At 53.1% G+C, this 19,015-nt stretch carries 17 protein-coding genes; 6 read left to right on the forward strand and 11 right to left on the reverse strand.

Annotation, left to right across the window (positions count from 1 at the left end; genetic code table 11):
* Positions 1 to 104 precede the first annotated feature (104 nt).
* The 4 genes from MIM_RS16510 to MIM_RS16525 all read right to left on the reverse strand — a co-directional run bounded on the left by MIM_RS16510 (position 105) and on the right by MIM_RS16525 (position 5,438).
* Positions 105 to 932: a sulfite exporter TauE/SafE family protein gene (locus MIM_RS16510; protein WP_025373869.1), complete on the reverse strand. Its 828-nt coding sequence runs from the start codon at positions 930 to 932 to the stop codon at positions 105 to 107.
* Positions 933 to 967: 35 nt separating this feature from the next.
* A complete protein-coding gene (gene ggt / locus MIM_RS16515; RefSeq protein ID WP_025373870.1) occupies positions 968 to 2,554 on the reverse strand; it encodes a gamma-glutamyltransferase in 1,587 nt (528 codons plus the stop codon).
* A gap of 202 nt (positions 2,555 to 2,756) precedes the next feature.
* Entirely contained in the window at positions 2,757 to 3,800 is a 1,044-nt protein-coding gene (locus tag MIM_RS16520; RefSeq protein WP_407638169.1) for an aromatic amino acid transport family protein, read from the reverse strand.
* Between the two features lie 369 nt (positions 3,801 to 4,169).
* Positions 4,170 to 5,438 (reverse strand): diaminopropionate ammonia-lyase, encoded by a 1,269-nt coding sequence (locus MIM_RS16525; RefSeq protein WP_042070455.1) that lies wholly within the window; start codon positions 5,436 to 5,438, stop codon positions 4,170 to 4,172.
* Between the two features lie 134 nt (positions 5,439 to 5,572).
* Here MIM_RS16525 and MIM_RS16530 point away from each other — a divergent pair, with 134 nt between their 5' ends.
* A complete protein-coding gene (locus tag MIM_RS16530) occupies positions 5,573 to 6,058 on the forward strand; it encodes an Lrp/AsnC family transcriptional regulator (protein WP_025373872.1) in 486 nt (161 codons plus the stop codon).
* Positions 6,059 to 6,387: 329 nt separating this feature from the next.
* On the opposite strand, the gene MIM_RS16535 is transcribed toward MIM_RS16530, so the two are convergent.
* Entirely contained in the window at positions 6,388 to 7,734 is a 1,347-nt protein-coding gene (locus MIM_RS16535; protein ID WP_025373873.1) for an aspartate aminotransferase family protein, read from the reverse strand.
* Positions 7,735 to 7,837: 103 nt separating this feature from the next.
* Here MIM_RS16535 and MIM_RS16540 point away from each other — a divergent pair, with 103 nt between their 5' ends.
* Complete coding sequence (locus tag MIM_RS16540) at positions 7,838 to 8,743, forward strand: LysR family transcriptional regulator (RefSeq protein ID WP_025373874.1); 906 nt, start codon at positions 7,838 to 7,840, stop codon at positions 8,741 to 8,743.
* Between the two features lie 130 nt (positions 8,744 to 8,873).
* Here MIM_RS16540 and MIM_RS16545 read toward each other — a convergent pair whose 3' ends face one another.
* The 3 genes from MIM_RS16545 to cueO all read right to left on the reverse strand — a co-directional run bounded on the left by MIM_RS16545 (position 8,874) and on the right by cueO (position 13,578).
* Positions 8,874 to 9,113: a YbdD/YjiX family protein gene (locus tag MIM_RS16545; protein WP_025373875.1), complete on the reverse strand. Its 240-nt coding sequence runs from the start codon at positions 9,111 to 9,113 to the stop codon at positions 8,874 to 8,876.
* A gap of 1 nt (position 9,114) precedes the next feature.
* Positions 9,115 to 11,178, reverse strand: a complete 2,064-nt coding sequence (locus MIM_RS16550) for a carbon starvation CstA family protein (RefSeq protein ID WP_144084764.1) — start codon at positions 11,176 to 11,178, stop codon at positions 9,115 to 9,117.
* Positions 11,179 to 11,874: 696 nt separating this feature from the next.
* Positions 11,875 to 13,578: a multicopper oxidase CueO gene (cueO, locus tag MIM_RS16560; protein WP_025373878.1), complete on the reverse strand. Its 1,704-nt coding sequence runs from the start codon at positions 13,576 to 13,578 to the stop codon at positions 11,875 to 11,877.
* Between the two features lie 354 nt (positions 13,579 to 13,932).
* On the opposite strand from cueO, the gene MIM_RS16565 reads away from it, so the two are divergent.
* The 3 genes from MIM_RS16565 (at position 13,933) to MIM_RS22970 (ending at position 15,413) form a co-directional block, all read left to right on the forward strand.
* Positions 13,933 to 14,511 carry a DUF6097 family protein gene (locus MIM_RS16565; protein ID WP_025373879.1) on the forward strand — a complete coding sequence of 193 codons (579 nt, stop codon included), beginning with the start codon at positions 13,933 to 13,935 and terminating at the stop codon, positions 14,509 to 14,511.
* Positions 14,512 to 14,840: 329 nt separating this feature from the next.
* Positions 14,841 to 15,065 carry a hypothetical protein gene (locus tag MIM_RS16570; RefSeq protein WP_025373880.1) on the forward strand — a complete coding sequence of 75 codons (225 nt, stop codon included), beginning with the start codon at positions 14,841 to 14,843 and terminating at the stop codon, positions 15,063 to 15,065.
* Between the two features lie 36 nt (positions 15,066 to 15,101).
* The gene (locus tag MIM_RS22970; protein ID WP_144084667.1) at positions 15,102 to 15,413 is read left to right on the forward strand and encodes a hypothetical protein; all 312 of its coding nucleotides are present in this window, start codon (positions 15,102 to 15,104) and stop codon (positions 15,411 to 15,413) included.
* Positions 15,414 to 15,500: 87 nt separating this feature from the next.
* Here the strand turns inward: MIM_RS22970 and MIM_RS16580 are convergent, their stop codons facing one another.
* Complete coding sequence (locus MIM_RS16580) at positions 15,501 to 16,154, reverse strand: NAD(P)-dependent oxidoreductase (protein ID WP_025373882.1); 654 nt, start codon at positions 16,152 to 16,154, stop codon at positions 15,501 to 15,503.
* A gap of 194 nt (positions 16,155 to 16,348) precedes the next feature.
* On the opposite strand from MIM_RS16580, the gene MIM_RS16585 reads away from it, so the two are divergent.
* Positions 16,349 to 16,741 (forward strand): winged helix-turn-helix transcriptional regulator, encoded by a 393-nt coding sequence (locus MIM_RS16585; protein ID WP_042070464.1) that lies wholly within the window; start codon positions 16,349 to 16,351, stop codon positions 16,739 to 16,741.
* 134 nt (positions 16,742 to 16,875) lie between these two features.
* On the opposite strand, the gene catA is transcribed toward MIM_RS16585, so the two are convergent.
* Both catA and MIM_RS16595 read right to left on the reverse strand, forming a co-directional pair.
* Complete coding sequence (catA, locus tag MIM_RS16590; protein WP_025373883.1) at positions 16,876 to 17,811, reverse strand: catechol 1,2-dioxygenase; 936 nt, start codon at positions 17,809 to 17,811, stop codon at positions 16,876 to 16,878.
* A gap of 168 nt (positions 17,812 to 17,979) precedes the next feature.
* The gene (locus MIM_RS16595) at positions 17,980 to 19,014 is read right to left on the reverse strand and encodes an asparaginase (RefSeq protein WP_025373884.1); all 1,035 of its coding nucleotides are present in this window, start codon (positions 19,012 to 19,014) and stop codon (positions 17,980 to 17,982) included.
* Position 19,015: the final 1 nt, after the last annotated feature.

Consider the following 19,015-nt stretch of genomic DNA (forward strand, 5'->3'; position numbering starts at 1 on the left):
AAATTGACTTCAGTAGCAGGGTGTGGCGCGCTCCGCAACCCTGCTTATACATAAGGCCCTTACCCACCGGCGCCACCTTTCTTTTATATCGGCGATGCGCTCCCTTATGCCTGTAGGCCGCGATAACCCGTATAAAACATGTAGGCCGCCACCAAAAACAGAATGCACGCAAAAATGCGTTTCAGTTTTTTGACCGGCAAGGCATGCGCGGCCCTGGCACCGAAAGGTGCAGTCAAAACACTGAAAGCGGCAACCACGACCAGGCCAGGCAACCATACATAGCCGACCGCGCTTTCGGGGCGCTCGGCGATCCCCTGCCCACTGAGCAAATAGCCCGTCACATTCGCAAGGGCTATAGGAAACCCCAATGCCGCAGAGGTTGCCACTGCATTATGAATCGCTACATTACACCAGGTCATGAAGGGCACACTCAAAAAGCCACCGCCTGCTCCCACCAGCCCCGACAGAAAGCCAATTGCGCTACCCGCAGAGAACTTGCCCACCATACCCGGCATCGCGCGCGTTGATGCAGTCTTTTTGTCAGAAAACATCTGTGTTGCTGAAAATATAACAAACACGGAGAAAAACAGAGCAAGCCAGCTTCCTTTTAGCAAGGCAAAGGCCCCCAGACTGCTGACTAAGCTACCGACTACGATTCCCGGCGCGAGATGCATCACAATGCTCCAACGGACAGCCCCACGCTTGTGATGCGCAATCACACTTGACATGGAAGTAAAGAGAATAGCAGACATGGATGTTGCAATCGCCATTTTCACCGCCAACTCAGGTGCTGTTCCCAGTCCTGACAGTAGGAAGGTCAGGACCGGGACCATGACCATGCCTCCGCCGATGCCAAGCAAGCCAGCCAAAAATCCGCTCCCTATACCAAGAAGGGCAAGCTCAAATAAAAGTACGAAGGACATATCCGACATAAAGACTCCAGAAAGATTCAAACCACCAGTGACGTTCAAAAACCGATTGCCATTCCGTCACGCCTTCCATCGGAACCGCCCATAAAAACACCCCGATCATGATCAAGCCATATTGCGTGGCAGGTACCCAGCGGATTTTCTGTAGCAACCGGAGCATGCCCTTTCTGTCGCAGCCCGGCCCAGATGGATTCAGGCACCGTGCTCTCCAGCTCAAACGAATCACCGCGCGCCAGCATGCGCGGATGCTCAATCGCCTGCTGGATAGACAAGCCATAGTCGACAATATTCGAAAGCACCTGCAGTTGTCCCGCCGGCTGGAAATGACCACCCGTAACGCCGAAGGACATGACTGCCTCTGCCCCCTTAGTCAGCAATGCGGGAATGATGGTGTGCATGGGGCGTTTGCGTCCTGCAATTTCATTGGGATGCCCCGCTTCCAAAGTAAAACCGCAGCCCCGATTATGCAAAAGCACACCAGAATCGCATGCGACCAGTCCACTGCCGAAATCATCAAATAGAGAGTTGATGAACGCCACCACGGTTCCATCAGCATCGGCCACCGAGATAAAAACGGTGTCTTTGTGTTCCGGCGTGATCACACACTGCACGTCTTCGATTCGTCTTTCCAAACTGATGCGCGCGACCAGTTGGTCTATATGCCGTGCCGACAGCCAGTACTCCACATCAACAGTCGAATGTTTCGGGTCGCACAAAAAGGCGTCCCTTTCGGCATAGGCGATTCTGGACACTTCCGCCTGCAAATGAAAGCGCTCCGTACTCAAGGCACCGTAGGCAGAGAGATCGAAGCGATTTAGCATCGCGGCAATTTGCAGCGCAACAATACCCTGCCCGCTTGGCGGACATTCCCAAAGGCGATAGCCGCGATAGTCCGTTGAAATAGGCTGAACATATTCGGGATGATAGTCGGCCAGATCCTCAAGCTGCATGACACCGCCGTGTCGCTGTAATGAAGTCACAATATCTTCAGCGATCCAGCCTTCGTAGAAGACATCGGCACCATCTCTTGCTATGGAACGCAAAGCACGACCCAGCTTCGGATTAAAACGCCTATCGCCCACCACGGGACTGCGCTCGTCAGGCATAAAGATCGCTTTCGCTTGCGGCGTTGCGCATACCTTATTGGCGCTGCGCGCCCAATCACGTGCAAGGCGCTCCGTAACGAGATAACCATCCTCCGCGGCAACGATAGCTGGATGAAATAACTCATTGAGCGGTCGCGTACCATGGTCGCCGAGCAGCTGTTCCCAGGCACGCACGGCGCCGGGTACCGTTACTGCATGGACATTATCCGCCGGGATGTTCGCCAGGCCCGATTCGCGCAGCTGCGCCGCACTGGTCGCTTGCGGCGCCCACCCCGCTCCGCTGAGCGCGACAGGCGGCTGCCCCCGCTTCTTGAGCAACACAAAGCAGTCGCCACCAATGCCCGTTTGGGTAGGCTCGACCACGGCAAGCATCGCTGCAACGGCGACAGCTGCATCCACGGCGTTCCCCCCTGAGCGCAATATATCAAGACCAGCCTGAGCGGCTGCAGGATTTGAGGTAGCAACCATTCCTTTGGCGCCGACCGATATCGGGCGGCCCGGAAGTTCAAAGTGACGCACGTAACATTCCTTTTTTAAAATTAGAACCCAAACTTCTCGACAATGGCGATAAAGCCGCTGATAAGACACACCACACCGACCACAGCAATCAGCACATTCATGAAACGGCCTTTATATTGCCGCAGAACCGGCACTTTCCGGAATGCGTACAGAGGAAGAAAATACACGACAAAAACACTCACCGGAACAAGCGCAACTTTAATCAGATTGATGGCATTAAAATTTGCGATGGCGAACGCAGTGGTGACCAAAAAATAAACATCGCCAGAACGCTGGAAAATCCTGGACTACTCAGTTTCTGTTCGGATAAACCAAGAACAAATCGCCCAAAACTCTTCGCACTCTCTGCCGTCGCGAGATAATGTGCAAGAAAGGACTTAATGACCGCAGCGAACACAATGGCTTGTGAAGCAATCGCCATAGCGGGCGTATCAAATTTTCGCGCCAGGAAAGACACAATCGTCAGGTTGCTCGATTTTGCCTCAGCCAATTCCTCAGGAGACAATGCAAGAATACTGCTCCAGGAAAAGAAAAGGACTGTTGCAATGATCAGAAAAACCGCAACGGCCATGATTTGCGTCACTTTACGACTGGCTTGATGTCCATAATGGCGTTTTTGAGCGACGACAAAACTGGAGGTTATCGACGTAAAGCTGAAGGCAAATACCAACATGGGTATGCCCTTCCAAACGTCGACCATTAATTGCCCTGCTCCCCCGAAATTGACCGCTGTCGCCAACATGGACGGATTCCAGTGCGGGATGGCCAGGAGTCCGAAAATCACAATCGAGATAATGAATGGAAAAACGATTACCCCCATGATTTTGACAATGGTGTTGGTCCCATACCTGACCAGCATCATCAACACAAAAACAGCAATCGGAGCAACCACCCAGCGGGACGGTTCAGCCAGTCCCAGTTGTGTCCGCACAAAATCAATAATGGTGTTGGTCAGCGTGATGGTGTAGACGGTCATCGACGGAAAGACCGTGGCGAAATAGAGCGCTATGAGGATTTTTCCCCATGTAGAACCCAAATGTTCGATTGTCGTATCCAGAATATTCCCGTCTTTCCCGCCTTCTGTAGAGCCGGCCAACACATACCGCCCCAGCCCAAGGTACGGGATAAAGGTGATAGGAAAAGCCAGCAATGACAAAATGATCATGGGCCACAGACCTGAAAGCCCCAGGCTCACTGGCAGAAACAGGGTTCCACCGCTCACTGCAGTGCCGTAAATGCCCAGCACCCACAAGCTGTCATGCCTGCTCCAACGTATATTTGAGGTTGATGCCGTACTGTTGGTTATTACGTTAGCAGTCATCCCCGCGCCCCACCATTGTTGAAAAATGACAGATGTTCAGGCACTTGCCTGAGATGATTCCGACGTGCGAACGCCTTGGTCGGCTTGTTGGTGAACAACAAAAGCAGCATGGTTTGTCTCCATTGATAGGGTTAATAAATCCATTTTTGAGGCGCACAGCCCTACCGTCACCTGCATCGGGTGACGACTATAATTATGAACAGGTATTTTTCGACTCACTCCAACGCCTGACAGGTTCCTCGGCACGAGGAGAAACCCGTCAAGACGATTGCTTAGAAACGTGAGTGTCGAGAATCAGGAAGCATGCCAGGATGCCTGTCGGGCAGCGATCGTCAAGGCCGACTGCCCGACAAGCGCTTCATAGACAGACGGTGCCGTTGCGCCTTCAGTATTGATCATCAGCACGCGAGAATGCGCATCGATACCCACTTGCTGTGCCAACGCCGGATCTGTGCGCAATACGCTCATAGCAGCCAGACCAGCCGTGCCGGATTCGCCCGCCACGATAGGGATGTCGATATTGCTCCCATTGGCGAGCAAGCGCATCGCCTCAATGGCCTGCTGATCGTCGATGGTCATGAAGTAGTCGACGCCGGGTTCCAGAAACTTCCAGGCGAGCATCGACGTTTCACCGCAAGCCAGCCCTGCCATCACAGAATCGACCGAGCCAGTGGCTCGGGCCGGCCTCCCCTGGATCGCGCTTTGGAGCAGACAATCGGCCTGAACCGGCTCTACCACAATGAACGTCGGACGCTGCGCGCCCTGGAATTCCCAGAAGTAGCTAACCAGCCCTGCCGCCATGCCGCCCACACCGCCCTGCAAAAAAACATGCGTGAATGCGCCTGCCAACCCCGGCTGAGCACCGGTCTGCTCGACGATTTCCTCCGCAATGGTGCCATAGCCCTGCATCACATCCCGAGGAATGTCCTCGTATCCGTCATAGGACGTATCAGATACCACTTGCCAGCCATTGACCGTTGCCAGGCGTGAGGCCTCTTCCACCGAATCGTCATAGTTACCTTTGATTCTCACGATCTGAGCACCATAAACCGCGATCGCCTGCTCACGCTCCACACTCACATTGGCGTGCAGCACGATGACGCAACGACAGCCCGCATCGCGGGCAGCGGCAGCCAGCCCCCGACCGTGGTTTCCGTCAGTCGCGCTGATGACGGTATAGTCCTGCAACTGTTGAGCGTAACGCCCCATAAGAATGAGTGCCGGATCGAACGCCGGGTGCAAGCGCACGATCTGTCGCACCAACGCAATGGGCGCCCCAAGGGCCTTGAAGCTGCCCAGCGAAGAGCGCACCGATTCGTCCTTGACGCTGAACCGGGCAATACCCAGCTGCTGAGCTATTCCGGGCAAGTCATAAAGAGGCGTGGCCTGGCGTGCGATGCCAGGCCAGGCACTCAGCCAGCGGCGACATTCCTGAGCACGCTCGATATTCATGATCGAACGAAGTGGCGCCGGATAGGGCTCACGTGTCGCGCGCGGATTGGCAAACAGCCGCGAGTGATCTTGCTCGGCTGAGCCGGAAGGAGCGAGTGCTGAGATAGACATGCAGTATCCTGAAAATAAATAACTGTTTAGAGATATGAAATAATACTTCCCATAACCCCGTAGTTTTTATTAAAATTTGCCACTTAAGTGGAATTTTTTATCGTTTTATATTCAAAATGTAGGCCGTATTTGAGATGACTAATAAAATCGACAGTTATGATCACGTCCTGCTTGCCGCGATTCAGGACGACGCACGTTTGTCCCAGAGCGAGCTGGGAGAGCGGGCCAACCTGTCCACTGCAGCGGTAAACCGCAGACTTAAGCAACTGGCTAAAGATGGCGTCATCGAGCGCTACACAGCCAATATCAACCCGAAGTCCCTTGGTTACGGACTGACCATCGTGGCCGAGGTCAAGGCAGAAAGCGAACGTGCCGATCTTCTCGACGAAATGCGGGAAGGTTTCAGGGCCTGCCGCCAAATCCAACAATGCTACTATGTGACCGGGGACTGCGACTTCGTGCTTATATTCCTGGTGCAGGACATGGATCAATACGTCGAACTGACCCGTCGTCTCTTTCATGGCAACAATAATGTAAAGGCTTTCAAAACGCTGGTCGTGATGGATCGCGTAAAAGCAGGGATGCATGTGCCTGTTGATAAATCGGGCGAACGCAGTTAATGAGTCTGGTCGGGCAAAGTACCAACAACATCACGTGCCTGCCGCGTTCGCGTTCACGTTTTAGCGGCAACGTTGACATGACGCGCTTTAGCAGCTTGCCTGACACCTGCTCTTAAGCAGAGCCGCCATTCTACAACTTACCGTACCGCCAGCGAACAGACGTTGTGCAGTGCTCCCGCTTTCAGAAGCCGAATCGGATGAACCACATGCTTTCCCGTTCAGACATTATTTAACAGTCGCTCGCCCCTGCTTCACCTATCACGCAAACATCAGGGGCGGGGCAGAACACATCTGCACCGCCCCTGTCCATTCAAGAAGCGTAACGCCAATCAGGCAACGCCTTGCAGCACCTCACCAACGACATCAAACAAACGATCCAGTTCCTGCGCAGTCGTGGTAAATGTAGGACCGAACTGCAGTGTATCCCCGCCAAACCGCACATAGAAACCTTTTTCCCACAACCTGAGTCCCGCTTCATAAGGACGAATGGCCGGATCACCGTCGCGTGGAGCCAGTTGCAGCGCACCCGCCAGACCACAATTGCGAATATCAATAATGTGATTGGCGCCCTTCAGCCCGTGCAGGCTCTTCTCAAAAGCAGGCGCCAGCTGCGCAGACTTTTCAATCAGATTATCTTTGCCCAGCAGATCCAGCGCCGCGATCCCTGCCGCGCATGCGACCGGGTGTGCAGAATAGGTATAGCCGTGGGTGAACTCAACCGCGTGTTCAGGGGCATTCTGCGACATGAAGGTATTGTAAATTTCACTTGAACTCACGACCGCACCTAAAGGGACGGCACCATTGGTCACCTGTTTGGCAATGTTCATGATATCGGGGGTAACGCCAAAATATTCCGCCCCGGTCTTTTTGCCCATGCGGCCGAAAGCGGTAATAACTTCATCAAAGATCAGCAAAATACCGTGCTGATCGCAGATTTCCCGCAGGCGCTGCAGGTAGCCTTTAGGTGGCACGATCACCCCTGCAGAACCGGCCATCGGCTCCACAATCACAGCTGCGATATTGGATGCGTCGTGCAGTTCAATCAACTTGAGCAGTTCATTGGCCAGTTGCACGCCCCCCGTCTCGCTTTGACCCTGAGTAAAGGCCTGATCTGCCTGCAGGGTATGCGGCAAATGGTCTGCATCCATCAATTGCCCGAACACCTTGCGGTTGCCACCGATGCCGCCCACGCTGGTGCCGCCCATGTTCACGCCATGATAACCGCGAGCGCGACCAATCAGTTTGGTTTTGGAAGGCTGACCTTTCAGACGCCAGTAGGCGCGCGCCAATTTCAGGGCGGTATCTGCCGCTTCAGAACCCGAGTTGGTGAAAAACACATGATTCAGATTCTCGGGCATGAGATCAGCGATTTTTTCCGCCAGCTGAAAAGCCAGTGGATGGCCGAACTGGAATGCCGGTGAATAATCCAGGGTACCCAGTTGCTGGCTGACCGCCTTCTGGATTTCCACCCGATTGTGTCCGGCACCACAACACCACAGGCCCGAGAGGCTATCGAAAACCTTTCTGCCCTTGTCATCGACCAGATAATTACCCTCAGCCCCCACGATCAGGCGCGGATCCTTATGGAAGGCACGATTCGCACTGAACGGCATCCAGTGGGCCTGCAAATTCAAAGTATCCCGAACAGGGGTTGGCACGGCGCTTAGATCGGTCATGGTTCTCTCTCACATAAAAGTGGTTATCTCGCCTATTGTCCACTTTAAATTAGATATATAAAATACAATTTTAATGTTATATACATTCATAAATACTCACGTAATGAACAAACCGCTGGCCCCTATCTCGGATTTTGACCTGCGACTGATTCGGGTCTTTCGTACCGTTGCCGAATGCGGCAGTTTCACCGCGGCAGAAAGCACACTGGGCATCACCCGGTCGGCGATCAGTTTGCATATGAGCGATCTGGAGCAACGGCTCGGGATGCGGCTGTGCCAGCGGGGTCGCGCAGGATTCGCCCTGACAGACGAGGGCCGCGAGGTATTGCGCGCCAGCGAGTCCATGATGGCCTCCATCGAGGATTTCAGACGTGAAGTGAATCAGCTACATGACAGCCTGCGAGGTGAATTGAATATTGGCCTGATGAACAATCTGGTGACCCAGCCCAGAATGCGTATTACGCATGCACTGGCAAAGGTGCGCCAGCAAAGTCAGGAAGTTCGGATCAATATCAGTATGAGTCCGCCTGGCGACATTGAACGGCGCCTGCTGGACGGTCACCTGCATATGGGTGCATTTCCGCTTATCAATAAGCTCAGCGGGCTGGAATACCATACCCTTTACGACGAAAAATCACAGTTGTACTGCAGCCATACGCATCCGCTGTTCGCAAAGGCGCAAAAACTGAGCATAAAAGATCTGCAGGGCATACCGGCGGTCATACCCGGCTATCGCCTGAGCCCAGAAGCCATTGCCTTGCACCAGCCGCTGGCCGATGCCGCGCGCGCCTCAGACCGGGAAGGAATTGCCTTTCTGGTCCTGACCGGGCAATACGTGGGTTTTCTGCCTGATCACTACGCCAAGACATGGGTAGAAAAAAATATGATGACTGCCTTCGCGCCCGAACATATCCATTACTCTGTCAGCATTGCCGCCGTCACCCGAAAAAATCGCAGGCAGAACCTGATTATTGATCGTGTGCTGGCAGAATTGATGCAGGAAGAATAAGCCCCCTCCAAAAAAATCGGGCATATTAAACAATATGCCCGACCCTATACACATTATTAGATCAACCCTGTCCGCTCTGCCATCAAAGGTATTCAGCCTTCAATGACAGACCACAGGCAATACCTGATCACTAACAACATGTGATCCGACCTTTGCCGCCAAAGCGCGCCGCCTGGCGCTCTCTGAAGAACGTGTTGTAATCCATGGGCTCCTGATCGGGGTGCATCTTACGCATGTGCTTAACATACGTGTCGTAGTCGGGCACTCCCACCATCAGTCTCAGGGTTTGTCCAAAGTACCGCCCCGTCTTGCTTCCAGCCTGCGACGCAGACTGGGCAAAACTGGTGAAAAGTCCTTTCGCACGTTGCATTTTATTGTGCTCCTGTCAGTGCCTCTGCGGGCAAGGGTTCAAAGGGCGTTTCCGCAGTGGTGTTCTGTGGATTGCGGCGGGCCTTGCTGATGGCGCGCCAGCCAAAGAACGCCATGCTGAGCACGACAAAAATGAACAAGCCGCAAAGAACGGAGTTAACGTAATTGTTCACCACCACCTGCTGCATCTGCGCAAGCGTTTTTGCCGGCGCCACGATGTCTCCTTTGGTCAGCGCTTTGCTGTAAATATCGGCATGCGCCATGAAGCCGATTTTCGGATCGGGATGGAAAATTTTCTGCAGGCCGGCTGTGAGGGTGCAAATCAACAACCAGAGCGTAGGCACAATCGTGACCCATGCGAAACGATCTTTTTTCATCTTGAACAGAACGACGGTACCCAGTGTGAGGGCAATCGCTGCCAGCATCTGATTGGCAATACCAAACAGCGGCCACAAGGTATTGATGCCCCCCAGTGGATCAACCACACCCTGATACAGGAAGTATCCCCAGGCAGCCACGCACAGGAATGTGGCCAGCAAATTGGGAACGAGCGCGTCTGTCGCACGCAGCTTAGGGAAGAAGGTACCCAGCAGATCCTGCAACATAAAGCGACCGGCGCGTGTACCGGCATCAACCGCTGTCAGAATGAACAGCGCTTCAAACAAAATGGCGAAGTGGTACCAGAATGCCATCATTCCCTCCCCGCCAAATACCTGGTGCAGAATATAAGCCATACCCACGGCCAGGGTCGGCGCGCCGCCGGCACGAGAGATAATGGTGTGTTCTCCCACCTGAGCTGCCATCGCAGTCAGATGCTCAGGCTGTACAACAAAACCCCAGCTGGACACCACTTGTGCCACCTGTTCCGGTGTAGTACCGATCAGGGCGGCAGGGCTATTCATGGCATAGTAAATACCTGGCTCAATCACGCAAGCGGCAACCAGCGCCATCATCGCTACAAACGACTCCATCAGCATACCGCCGTAACCGATATAACGAGCCTGCGCTTCGTTCTCGATCATTTTAGGGGTGGTGCCCGATGCAATCAGAGCATGGAAACCGGAAACGGCACCGCAAGCGATGGTAATAAACAGGAAGGGAAACAGACCACCTGCCCAGACCGGACCGGTGCCGTCTATAAATTGCGTGACCGAAGGCATCTTCAGTTGCGGAGCCACATACACAATACCGATAGCCAGACCGGCAATGGTACCGATTTTCAGGAACGTGGACAGGTAATCACGCGGCGCGAGCAGCAGCCACACGGGCAGCACCGCAGCGATGAAACCATAAATAATCAAGGCCCAGGTGAGTTGCTCTCCGGTCAGTGTAAACACGGCGCCCCAATACGGATGCTGCGCCACGTCCTGGCCGTACACGATGGCAGCCAGCAGCAGGATCACACCAATAATGGAGACTTCGCCGATTTTCCCCGGCCGGATGTACCGCAAGTAAACACCCATGAACAGCGCCAGCGGAATCGTCGCTGCGACCGTGAACGTCCCCCACGGAGAACCCGCCAGTGCTTTCACCACGATCAGTGCCAGCACCGCCAGAATAATGATCATGATCATAAAAGCGCCAAACAGGGCGATCACCCCGGGCACCTGCCCCAACTCGGCCTTGATCAGGTCTCCCAGCGAACGCCCGTCACGGCGTGTGGAGATAAACAGCACGATGAAATCCTGAACTGCCCCGGCAAACACCACACCGGCCAGAATCCACAACATACCTGGCAGATACCCCATCTGCGCAGCCAGCACGGGCCCGACCAATGGGCCGGCGCCGGCAATCGCCGCAAAGTGATGTCCAAACAGCACATGCTTGTTGGTGGGCACATAGTCCAGACCATCGTTATATTTCCAGGCCGGCGTCATGCGTTGCGGGTTCAGTTCAAAAACCTTGTTGGCAATAAAGCGGCTGTAATAACGATAGGCAATCAAATAAACACATACCGCCGCAATCACAATCCACAGGGCGTTGACTGTTTCGCCACGCGTCAAGGCGACCGTGCCCAGCGAGAAGGCACCTGCCAGCGCAATGACTATCCAGAGCAGGATAGACATGCCCCCTTGTTTTTTCTCTACATACATACTATTTAGTCCTAAAAAACACTTTCAGGGCGTTATGCCCTGCTCGTCAAAAATACCGTCGGATCCGGCTCACCGACATCCAAAGCGTCGGATCCACATCCATTAGAAAATGTTTGTTTATATAGTCGCAATATCCTTCTCCATCAAAATGAAATGATCGTTTTCGTCGTGAATGGGCTGAAAATGAAGGCATCGGGTTCCCATGACCCTGATCAATGAATGCGGCATGAACACGCTTGTTCTATTTTTGTCATGCCATCGGCGCTGATCGCCGTTTACGCCCATACCTGAGCGCACCGCTGTTGCAGTCAACCATATGGGCAGGCCTTTTAAGACGCGCAGATCGGCAGCGTTCAGACCAGCCTGTAGACTAGCCTTCAGACCAACCATTAAGCCGGCCCGCCACCGTGCCACGAAAGATAAACGAACGCCTATCGTGCGCTTTTTTTGCTTAACCCTACGGTAATACCTAAACACTTTCAGCCACACTACACATTTTTTGGCAATATATTAACATCGCGCCTGAAAAAAATTCTTAGCAGTGCGTCCGCTGTAGCGTTTGCATAGGATTGGTAACGACCAGACTGAAACGCTGGTCTTAAACTGACATCGCCGGGTCATTCATGATCGCTGCGCATCACCCGGCAAAGAGGGATATAAAGAAAATGACTAGGCGCCGCCCTCTACCAGGAATGACGTCATCATGCCGGTATCCTCGTGCTCAAGGATATGACAATGGGCCATATAAGGATGTGCAGCATCCGCTTCGTGCCGGAAACGAACCAGCACCTCACTGAGCGCGCCCTCTACACTCACGATATCTTTCCAGCCACGGCGATGCTCGGCAGGTGGCTTGCCATTTTCCGACAGGATCCGGAACTGTGTACCGTGGATATGAAACGGATGCAGCATCATGTCGCCCTCACCTGAAATCTGCCACACTTCATCCACGTCGCGCTTCACCGTGAATGCCGGCGTTTTCATATCAAATACCTGACCGTTAATGAAATTGGCGCGATGCAAGTCAGGCGCGTCGGCATCCGGCATCGGCATGGTATGGCCTTCCATGCCTGGCATATTGTGGCCACTCATCCCCTGCATATTGTGACCGCTCATATTTTGCATGTTTTGCATATCATGCCCTTCCATCTTTTGCATATCGTGCCCCTGCGTGGAGGACGATTGGGTGTTTGCTGATGGCATCGCGCCATGCCCCTGATGTATCGCCTGATCCATGCCCGCCATTGCCTGAGCACCGTACTTGTCGGTCAGCGCTTTCATGCCAAGTGCATCAACGTTGGGATCCATTGATAGTTTGAATTTACGTACCATCAACCCTTTACGCTCAGGCAGTGCGGGCAATTTCGCCAGGGCGTCAGGCAGTTTTCCCCTGGCTTTGTCGGTGGTGGGAATCAGGCTAAGTACCAGTTGTGGCTGATCAAAAGGAGCGACGCTCATTCCCATTTGTGATACAGGCAACGTCAGCAAATCCAGCGGTTTACCGTCTTCGGTGTTCACCAGCACTTCAAAGCGCTCACCGGCCATCATTGGCAATTCGTGAACCTGTACGGGTTCCGATAACAATCCGCCATCGCTCCCGATAACCAAGAGCGGCCGATGGTCACTGGCGACAAGCCGATAGGATCGGGCGTTACTCGCATTCAATAGACGCAGACGGATCCAGCCCCGAGGCACTGCGTGTTGCGGTGCATGTACGCCATTGGTTAGCAGCAAATCGCCGAACCAGCCAAGCGCAGCTGCCATTACATCAAGCTGATAGTCGATCTGCCCGTTCGCGTCCAGTTTTTTGTCCTGCATAATAACGGGAATATCATCAACGCCCCAGGTGGCGGACAAAGACAGTGCTGCGCTCTCCTGATCTTCGATCAGTATCATACCGCCCAACCCCCTGGCAACCTGCTGACCGCTAATCTGGTGCACATGGGGATGGAACCAGCACGTGGCGGCGGGCTGATCAACGGTAAAGCTTGCCTGCCATTGGGTGCCAGGGGCGATCAGCGCTTGCGGACCGCCATCGGCTCTGCCGGGAATTTCCAGCCCATGCCAATGCACCGTCGTGGGATCGGGCAGACGATTGTTCACCTGCAGCGTGACTTTGCTGTTGCGTTGTAACTGCAGCGCAGGACCCAGTAACGCGCCGTTATATCCCCAGGTAGCTGTCTTAAGATTGTTCCGGAGTACCGACTGCCCCTGCCCCGCTATCAGCTCAATCATGCCCTGACTATCAGGCTTCAGCAACGCCGGAATCGGCAATTTGGGGCGAAGGCCACTGGTTGCTGCCTGGCTCCAAAAGGGATACAACAAGCCGGCGCTGAATGCAGTGCTGAGTTTAAGAAAATCACGACGTCGCATGGCAGAGCTCCTGGCGGTTGTTGGCGTAGTCGGTTATCTTAAGCCTTCCCACAGTGGTAAGGTCAAGCGATAAATAAACCCGGGATGCTTGCTGCCATATCTCCTGTATGCATAAACAGTATATACAGCAAGCGATCCTCCCAAAGCCACCAGCTACGCATACCATATCTGCTTATTTCCTGCTTCTCGGGCCAGAGACGCCTCTCTGTTCCTGGCCCGGCTTGCCAATTTCACTCGTCATCACTTCGTGTTCAATCAACGCTGCCGTTGTTCAATTGCTATTGAGTACCCTATGCTAAACTGCCCCACTTTATTGATTTGCGCCAGGAATCGGCGCTGGCAGGGATTTTTTTCATGAATTTGCTTCACACATTCGGTGCATCTGTACAGGCGATGCTATTTTCCAAACAACAATTAGAAAGCATGCACCGGTTGATCGACTCCAGAAACATCCCTGTTGAAAAAACTGAGGATTTCTACCAGCAGGCAATCTCACTTGAACAGGCCGCCGGATATAGTGACTTCACCCGCCGCTACCAGCGTTTTTCCACCGCTCAGAAAATCATGAACGGGATCGCCTATGTGGTAACAGGCTTTGCCCTGCTTGTGTTTCTGCTTTCAAAATTCGGGCCGCTCAAGGAACCAATACACGCCTTATTCAGCTTGCTCATGAGCGACTTCATGCTGTTTGCTGTCCTTATGAGCGTCATTGCGGGCATTATTCTGCTGATACTGATTGGCCTCTACTTCTACACGCGCACCCTTTATAACAAACTGCTGGGTAGTGAACTGGTCAAATTATGGAAACGAACGATTGAGCACTGGTCGCCGGATATGTCAAATGTGTTTACTAACGGCCAGCCCGATCCTGAAACAGTAGCCACATATGTCAGGCAGCATACAGACGCAGCCTGCGTAGACATCAATCGTTAACGAACACAGGTCACATATGCCCAGAAGCATTGCAATGTTAATTATCGGCATAACCGCATTCCTCAACGGCTTTTACCGTCTTGGTACGCCCGCGCAGGAAGTAGAAAAATCGGGCTGGATATTTCAACATTTTGGTTCGCCGGGAGTCGCCTACGGTACCATTGCATTGGGTGCCGTTTGCCTTGTGGCAGGTAGCATTATGTTCAGAGGGACGTGGAGACGGATCAGGGAATCACGGAAATATCGGAAGTAGGTAAGGCCAAAGTACAACTGTGAAGTAGAACGCGTCAGCTGGATCGTCAGATCGTTTATATCCCCGGAGTGTGCCAATGGTCGGGATGGTTTTTCTTTTTGCTTTGATAGCAGCAGTGCTTTACTATTTTTTAGATAAAGCAGGGATCAGGTTCAGGGTTTTGATATCTGTCGGCACATTTTTGGCACTCTGCGGAGTATTTGCCTTAGTGATGCTGAATATCGGCGATCAGGCTGCTCCGAATTCTATAATTATTACACCTGAAGTGCTGGAACAAGCTGCCAGGCATAGGACGGACTGATCCGAAGCGTTCATAACTTTTTACGCGCATATTGATTTGCCTTATCTTATTTTCGTACTGATCTATTTAGCCTGTACAGTCTCCTATTTATTCTGTCGGGCGGTGCAATACCGCGTGCATGTCCTGACCGATGGTGGCCATTCTGATACGCTCTCTATGTACGCGCTGTTTCTAAAGGCAGATTTACCTTTCTTCCTGACCCGGCTTGCCATCTTGCTTATCTTCGCCCTTGCCATTGCTCTTTATCGCAAAACTGCTGCCGATATCGCTTATTCAGTGCTAATGGTCGTGGGATTGATTTTTATGGCGGATTTGGTGTCTGCCACCGTTTTTCGGATGTTGTCCTGAGCGCACTACGCATAACCGGGCGAACAGGGTCTTAGTGCATTATGCTGACCGGTCGCCCGCTAGTTGTCTATATGTTCTAACGACGAACTAATACGCCACAGAAAAACGCTGACGAATATGTTTCCGCGCTTCCAGCTCGTCAATCATGGCCACAGCGTAATCCTGAACTGAAATACGGCTTTCGCCTTTTTCATCCGTCAACAGTTGATCGCCCCCCAGTCTGAACTTACCCGTTCGCTCACCCGGCTCCAGCATTGCAGCTGGCGCCAGGAACGACCATTCCAGCTCAGGCGAATTTCTTAATGCTTCCAGTGCCTCGCTGGTCGCGCGCGAGCCCGGCTTAATCCATTCAGGAAAATCGGGAGAATCGATAAGTAAAACGCCGGGCGCGACTTCCAGCCCGCCCGCACCGCCCACCCACAACACGCGCTTAATGTTTGCCTTTTTAATTGCGGCAAGAATGGCATTGGTGCCCTGAACCTGCTCGTCATACATCTCGGACCTTACGGTACCGGGCGTCCAGCCGGGGTTGAAGGCACTGATTAGCGCGTCGTGACCCGCGATGTTGGCTGCCAGGGAATCTACGTTGGTCACATCTCCAGCAATCACCGTCAAGCCTTGTTTGGCTTGCAGCTTTGCTACGTTTCTAACAATCGCGGTCACCTCATGACCCCGGTTAAGCGCTTCAGCCAATAACGCAGAGCCAACAAATCCAGTGGCTCCCAATAGTACGATTTTCATAAACAATTCCTTAGATTAAATGAAACTTGCGGTTATCCATCCTGTACGGCTCTCATTCACCAACCGCTAGTCTTTCCAATAAAAATTACATTCGATATATAGTCTCTTTTTGAGATCAAGTCTATTATAGAGATACAATTGCAGATGTAAAGACGGCACTTTTGCGTCACCTGGTTACTTTTTGGGAACCACTAATGGTTAAGGTTGAAGACATCCTGGCACAGGTCCGGGAACAAGACGGCACGGTCAACATCGCCAACTGCCCTATTCGGAATGTATTGGATCAACTGGGCGATAAGTGGAGCATGTTGCTGGTTATTATGCTCGCTCAGGAGCCGCAGCGGTTTGGTCAGTTGCGTAAGCGCCTACCGGATATTTCTCAGCGCATGCTCACGCAAACCCTGCGTATGCTGGTTCGAAATGGTTTGGCAACTCGCACCGTGTTCCCCACCCGTCCGCCCAGCGTGGAGTATGCGTTGACGACGGCAGGCCAGACATTGCTGATTGCACTCAACACGCTTGTTGCATGGGCGCAAGAGCATCATGAATACATTCAGGAATCACGAATGAAATTTGATGCGAGTTGAAATAATGAAGAAGTGAAGGCGACTGGAACGGAACACTGAGCTGTGATGGCTCAGTGCTTCGCTCATCACCCATGACAGCATGGATAGTACCCGACCCGAGATTAAGGACCGCTATCCGCCTGCCCTGGCAATACTCAGGCAGTTGCGCGCACGCGCTCTACTTGTTGATTATCTATTCCATCGACCAGTGAGGTCAGATGAAAATCAAATTTGATTTCTGCGAAGGGCTCAGTTAAACCTTGTGCCTTGATGCTTTCCTCATCAGTGCGTTCAACGATAGGCGGCACTAATCCTTCACGCGTTGCGTAGGCGAAATCATCGTTCAGTAACGGGTCACCATCAATGTTAATTTGCGTTGTCAATTTACGGTGATCATCTGCACTCACAAAGAAGTGAATATGAGCCGGACGGTTGCCGTGACGACCCAATTGGTTCAGCAGCGCCTGTGTTGGGCCATCCGGCGGGCAGCCATAGCCTTTAGGTACGATGCTTTGGAACTTATAGTTTCCATTTTCATCTGTGATAATGGTGCGACGCATATTAAATGGCTTCTGTTCGCCCGTTGGGTCAAAATGTGAGTAGAAGCCTTTGGTATTGCAATGCCACACTTCTACACTTGCACCTGCCAGGGGCTGGCCATCACTCCCTTTCACCTGGCCATACATGACCAATGTGTGTCCGTTGGGATCGGAACCATCGTCCAGACGAGCAAAGCCGTGTTCTACGGGTGCTCCGGCTACGTAGAGTGGCCCTTCAATCGTGCGCGGGGTCTGGTTATCGATGCCCAGGGCAGCATCTGCCGCATCCATGCGCATATCCAGAAAACGATCAAGCCCCAGCCCGGGCGAAAGCAGCCCAGCCTCTCCCCTGGCGCCCAGCGTATTAACATAGGCAACACCCGCCCAATACTCATCGGGTGTGATATTCAGGTCTTCAATGGCACGAAACAAATCGCTAAGCAGGCGATGAACGATCTGTTTGTTCCGCTCATTGCCATCACTATTGTTTATGCCACAGGCAAGATCAAGAAATTGCTGTACTTCCGGGGTGTTAAATAAGTTGGATGTCATTTGGTTATCCTCCTTCTGTCCTTTGTGGTAACTTATGAATACTCAGACAATCTGAGCGTTGTGACTGGCATACATTTACGTTATAAAACTCAATTTGATGTCCGACCAGGTCTCGCCCCCGCAGAGACATACTCGTGGTGCGGGTTCGCGGCAGATTTTCCGGCTCACTTAAATACTCAGCAACCATTGCTGCAGCAGCGAGGCATCGCGACTGTGAGTGAGCGCCAGCATTAGAAAAATACGCAACTTCTGTGGCGACAAACTGCCACCCGCAAGCACCCCTGCGCTTTTGAGAAATTGCTGTGGCGGTACCATGGCTTGTGCCGCCCGGCTTGACTGAACGACCACAATGTCGTTTTTAACGGCGTCTGCAAACGCCGCCGCCTGTCCGTTAGCGGCCCTCCCCGGAGGCAAACCGGCACTAATAATGCCATCACAGCCGCACGCGACCAGCGCATCCACAACCACACGATCTGCGCCCGCATAAGACATGACGATGTCTACCCGGGGAAGATCCTGAATTGTCTCCAGATGGGTCCGAGGTAGGAGCTGTTGCCGGATGGGGCGACGTCGCATCAACACCTCACCATCAGGCGTAACACTTCCCAAAGGCCCGTAAGGTATAGCCTGAAACGCGTTCAGATCAAAACTTGCCGCCTTGGTAACATCGCGGGCACTGAATATGTAGCTGTCCATGACCACCAAAACGCCCAGATTACGAGCCTGATCGGACTGCGCCACGGCCAGTGCCGCACGCAGGTTGGCCGGCACATCACTGCCCGCCGTATTGGCCGGCCGTTGTGCACCGGTCAACACAACCGGTTTATCGATATGCAAGACCAGATCCAGAAACCATGCGGTTTCCTCAAGCGTCGCCGTGCCATGGGTGATGATAAAACCGGCAAGGTCCGGCTCGGATCGTACAGTGTCTTCGATCAGCCGCGCCAGATCAAGCCAGTCTTGGGGCGTAATACCGGTACTGCCCAATGCACGGAAAGTTACCGGTACAAGTTCAATCTCCTGAGCCGGGTCGCCCAGATCGCCCAGATCGGCTAATAATTGATCAATGCCGGTAACAACGCCGCTCTCGCTGTATTCGACCCAGTCGAACGTGTGCCGCGCCCGCATGGCGAAAGTGCCACCGGTTCCTATTACCGCAATACGAGGAAGCGGCGTCTGCCGGGTTGACTGTGCAGGTTTCATC

It is taken from the genome of Advenella mimigardefordensis DPN7 (genome assembly GCF_000521505.1).
In the GTDB taxonomy this organism is placed as follows: Bacteria; Pseudomonadota; Gammaproteobacteria; order Burkholderiales; family Burkholderiaceae_B; genus Advenella; species Advenella mimigardefordensis.

What these genes read in the sequence shown, in the direction of transcription:
- MIM_RS16545 (WP_025373875.1), bottom strand. Translation starts at nt 9,113, where the DNA reads ATGCAACGTGCGAAAGGACTTTTCACCAGTTTTGCCCAGTCTGCGTCG.
- MIM_RS16530 (WP_025373872.1), top strand. Translation starts at nt 5,573, where the DNA reads ATGACTAATAAAATCGACAGTTATGATCACGTCCTGCTTGCCGCGATT.
- MIM_RS16510 (WP_025373869.1), bottom strand. Translation starts at nt 932, where the DNA reads ATGTCGGATATGTCCTTCGTACTTTTATTTGAGCTTGCCCTTCTTGGT.
- cueO (WP_025373878.1), bottom strand. Translation starts at nt 13,578, where the DNA reads ATGCGACGTCGTGATTTTCTTAAACTCAGCACTGCATTCAGCGCCGGC.
- MIM_RS16540 (WP_025373874.1), top strand. Translation starts at nt 7,838, where the DNA reads ATGAACAAACCGCTGGCCCCTATCTCGGATTTTGACCTGCGACTGATT.
- MIM_RS16550 (WP_144084764.1), bottom strand. Translation starts at nt 11,178, where the DNA reads ATGTCTATCCTGCTCTGGATAGTCATTGCGCTGGCAGGTGCCTTCTCG.
- MIM_RS16585 (WP_042070464.1), top strand. Translation starts at nt 16,349, where the DNA reads ATGGTTAAGGTTGAAGACATCCTGGCACAGGTCCGGGAACAAGACGGC.
- MIM_RS16580 (WP_025373882.1), bottom strand. Translation starts at nt 16,154, where the DNA reads ATGAAAATCGTACTATTGGGAGCCACTGGATTTGTTGGCTCTGCGTTA.
- MIM_RS16525 (WP_042070455.1), bottom strand. Translation starts at nt 5,438, where the DNA reads ATGTCTATCTCAGCACTCGCTCCTTCCGGCTCAGCCGAGCAAGATCAC.
- catA (WP_025373883.1), bottom strand. Translation starts at nt 17,811, where the DNA reads ATGACATCCAACTTATTTAACACCCCGGAAGTACAGCAATTTCTTGAT.
- MIM_RS16565 (WP_025373879.1), top strand. Translation starts at nt 13,933, where the DNA reads ATGAATTTGCTTCACACATTCGGTGCATCTGTACAGGCGATGCTATTT.
- MIM_RS16570 (WP_025373880.1), top strand. Translation starts at nt 14,841, where the DNA reads ATGGTCGGGATGGTTTTTCTTTTTGCTTTGATAGCAGCAGTGCTTTAC.
- MIM_RS16595 (WP_025373884.1), bottom strand. Translation starts at nt 19,014, where the DNA reads ATGAAACCTGCACAGTCAACCCGGCAGACGCCGCTTCCTCGTATTGCG.
- MIM_RS16535 (WP_025373873.1), bottom strand. Translation starts at nt 7,734, where the DNA reads ATGACCGATCTAAGCGCCGTGCCAACCCCTGTTCGGGATACTTTGAAT.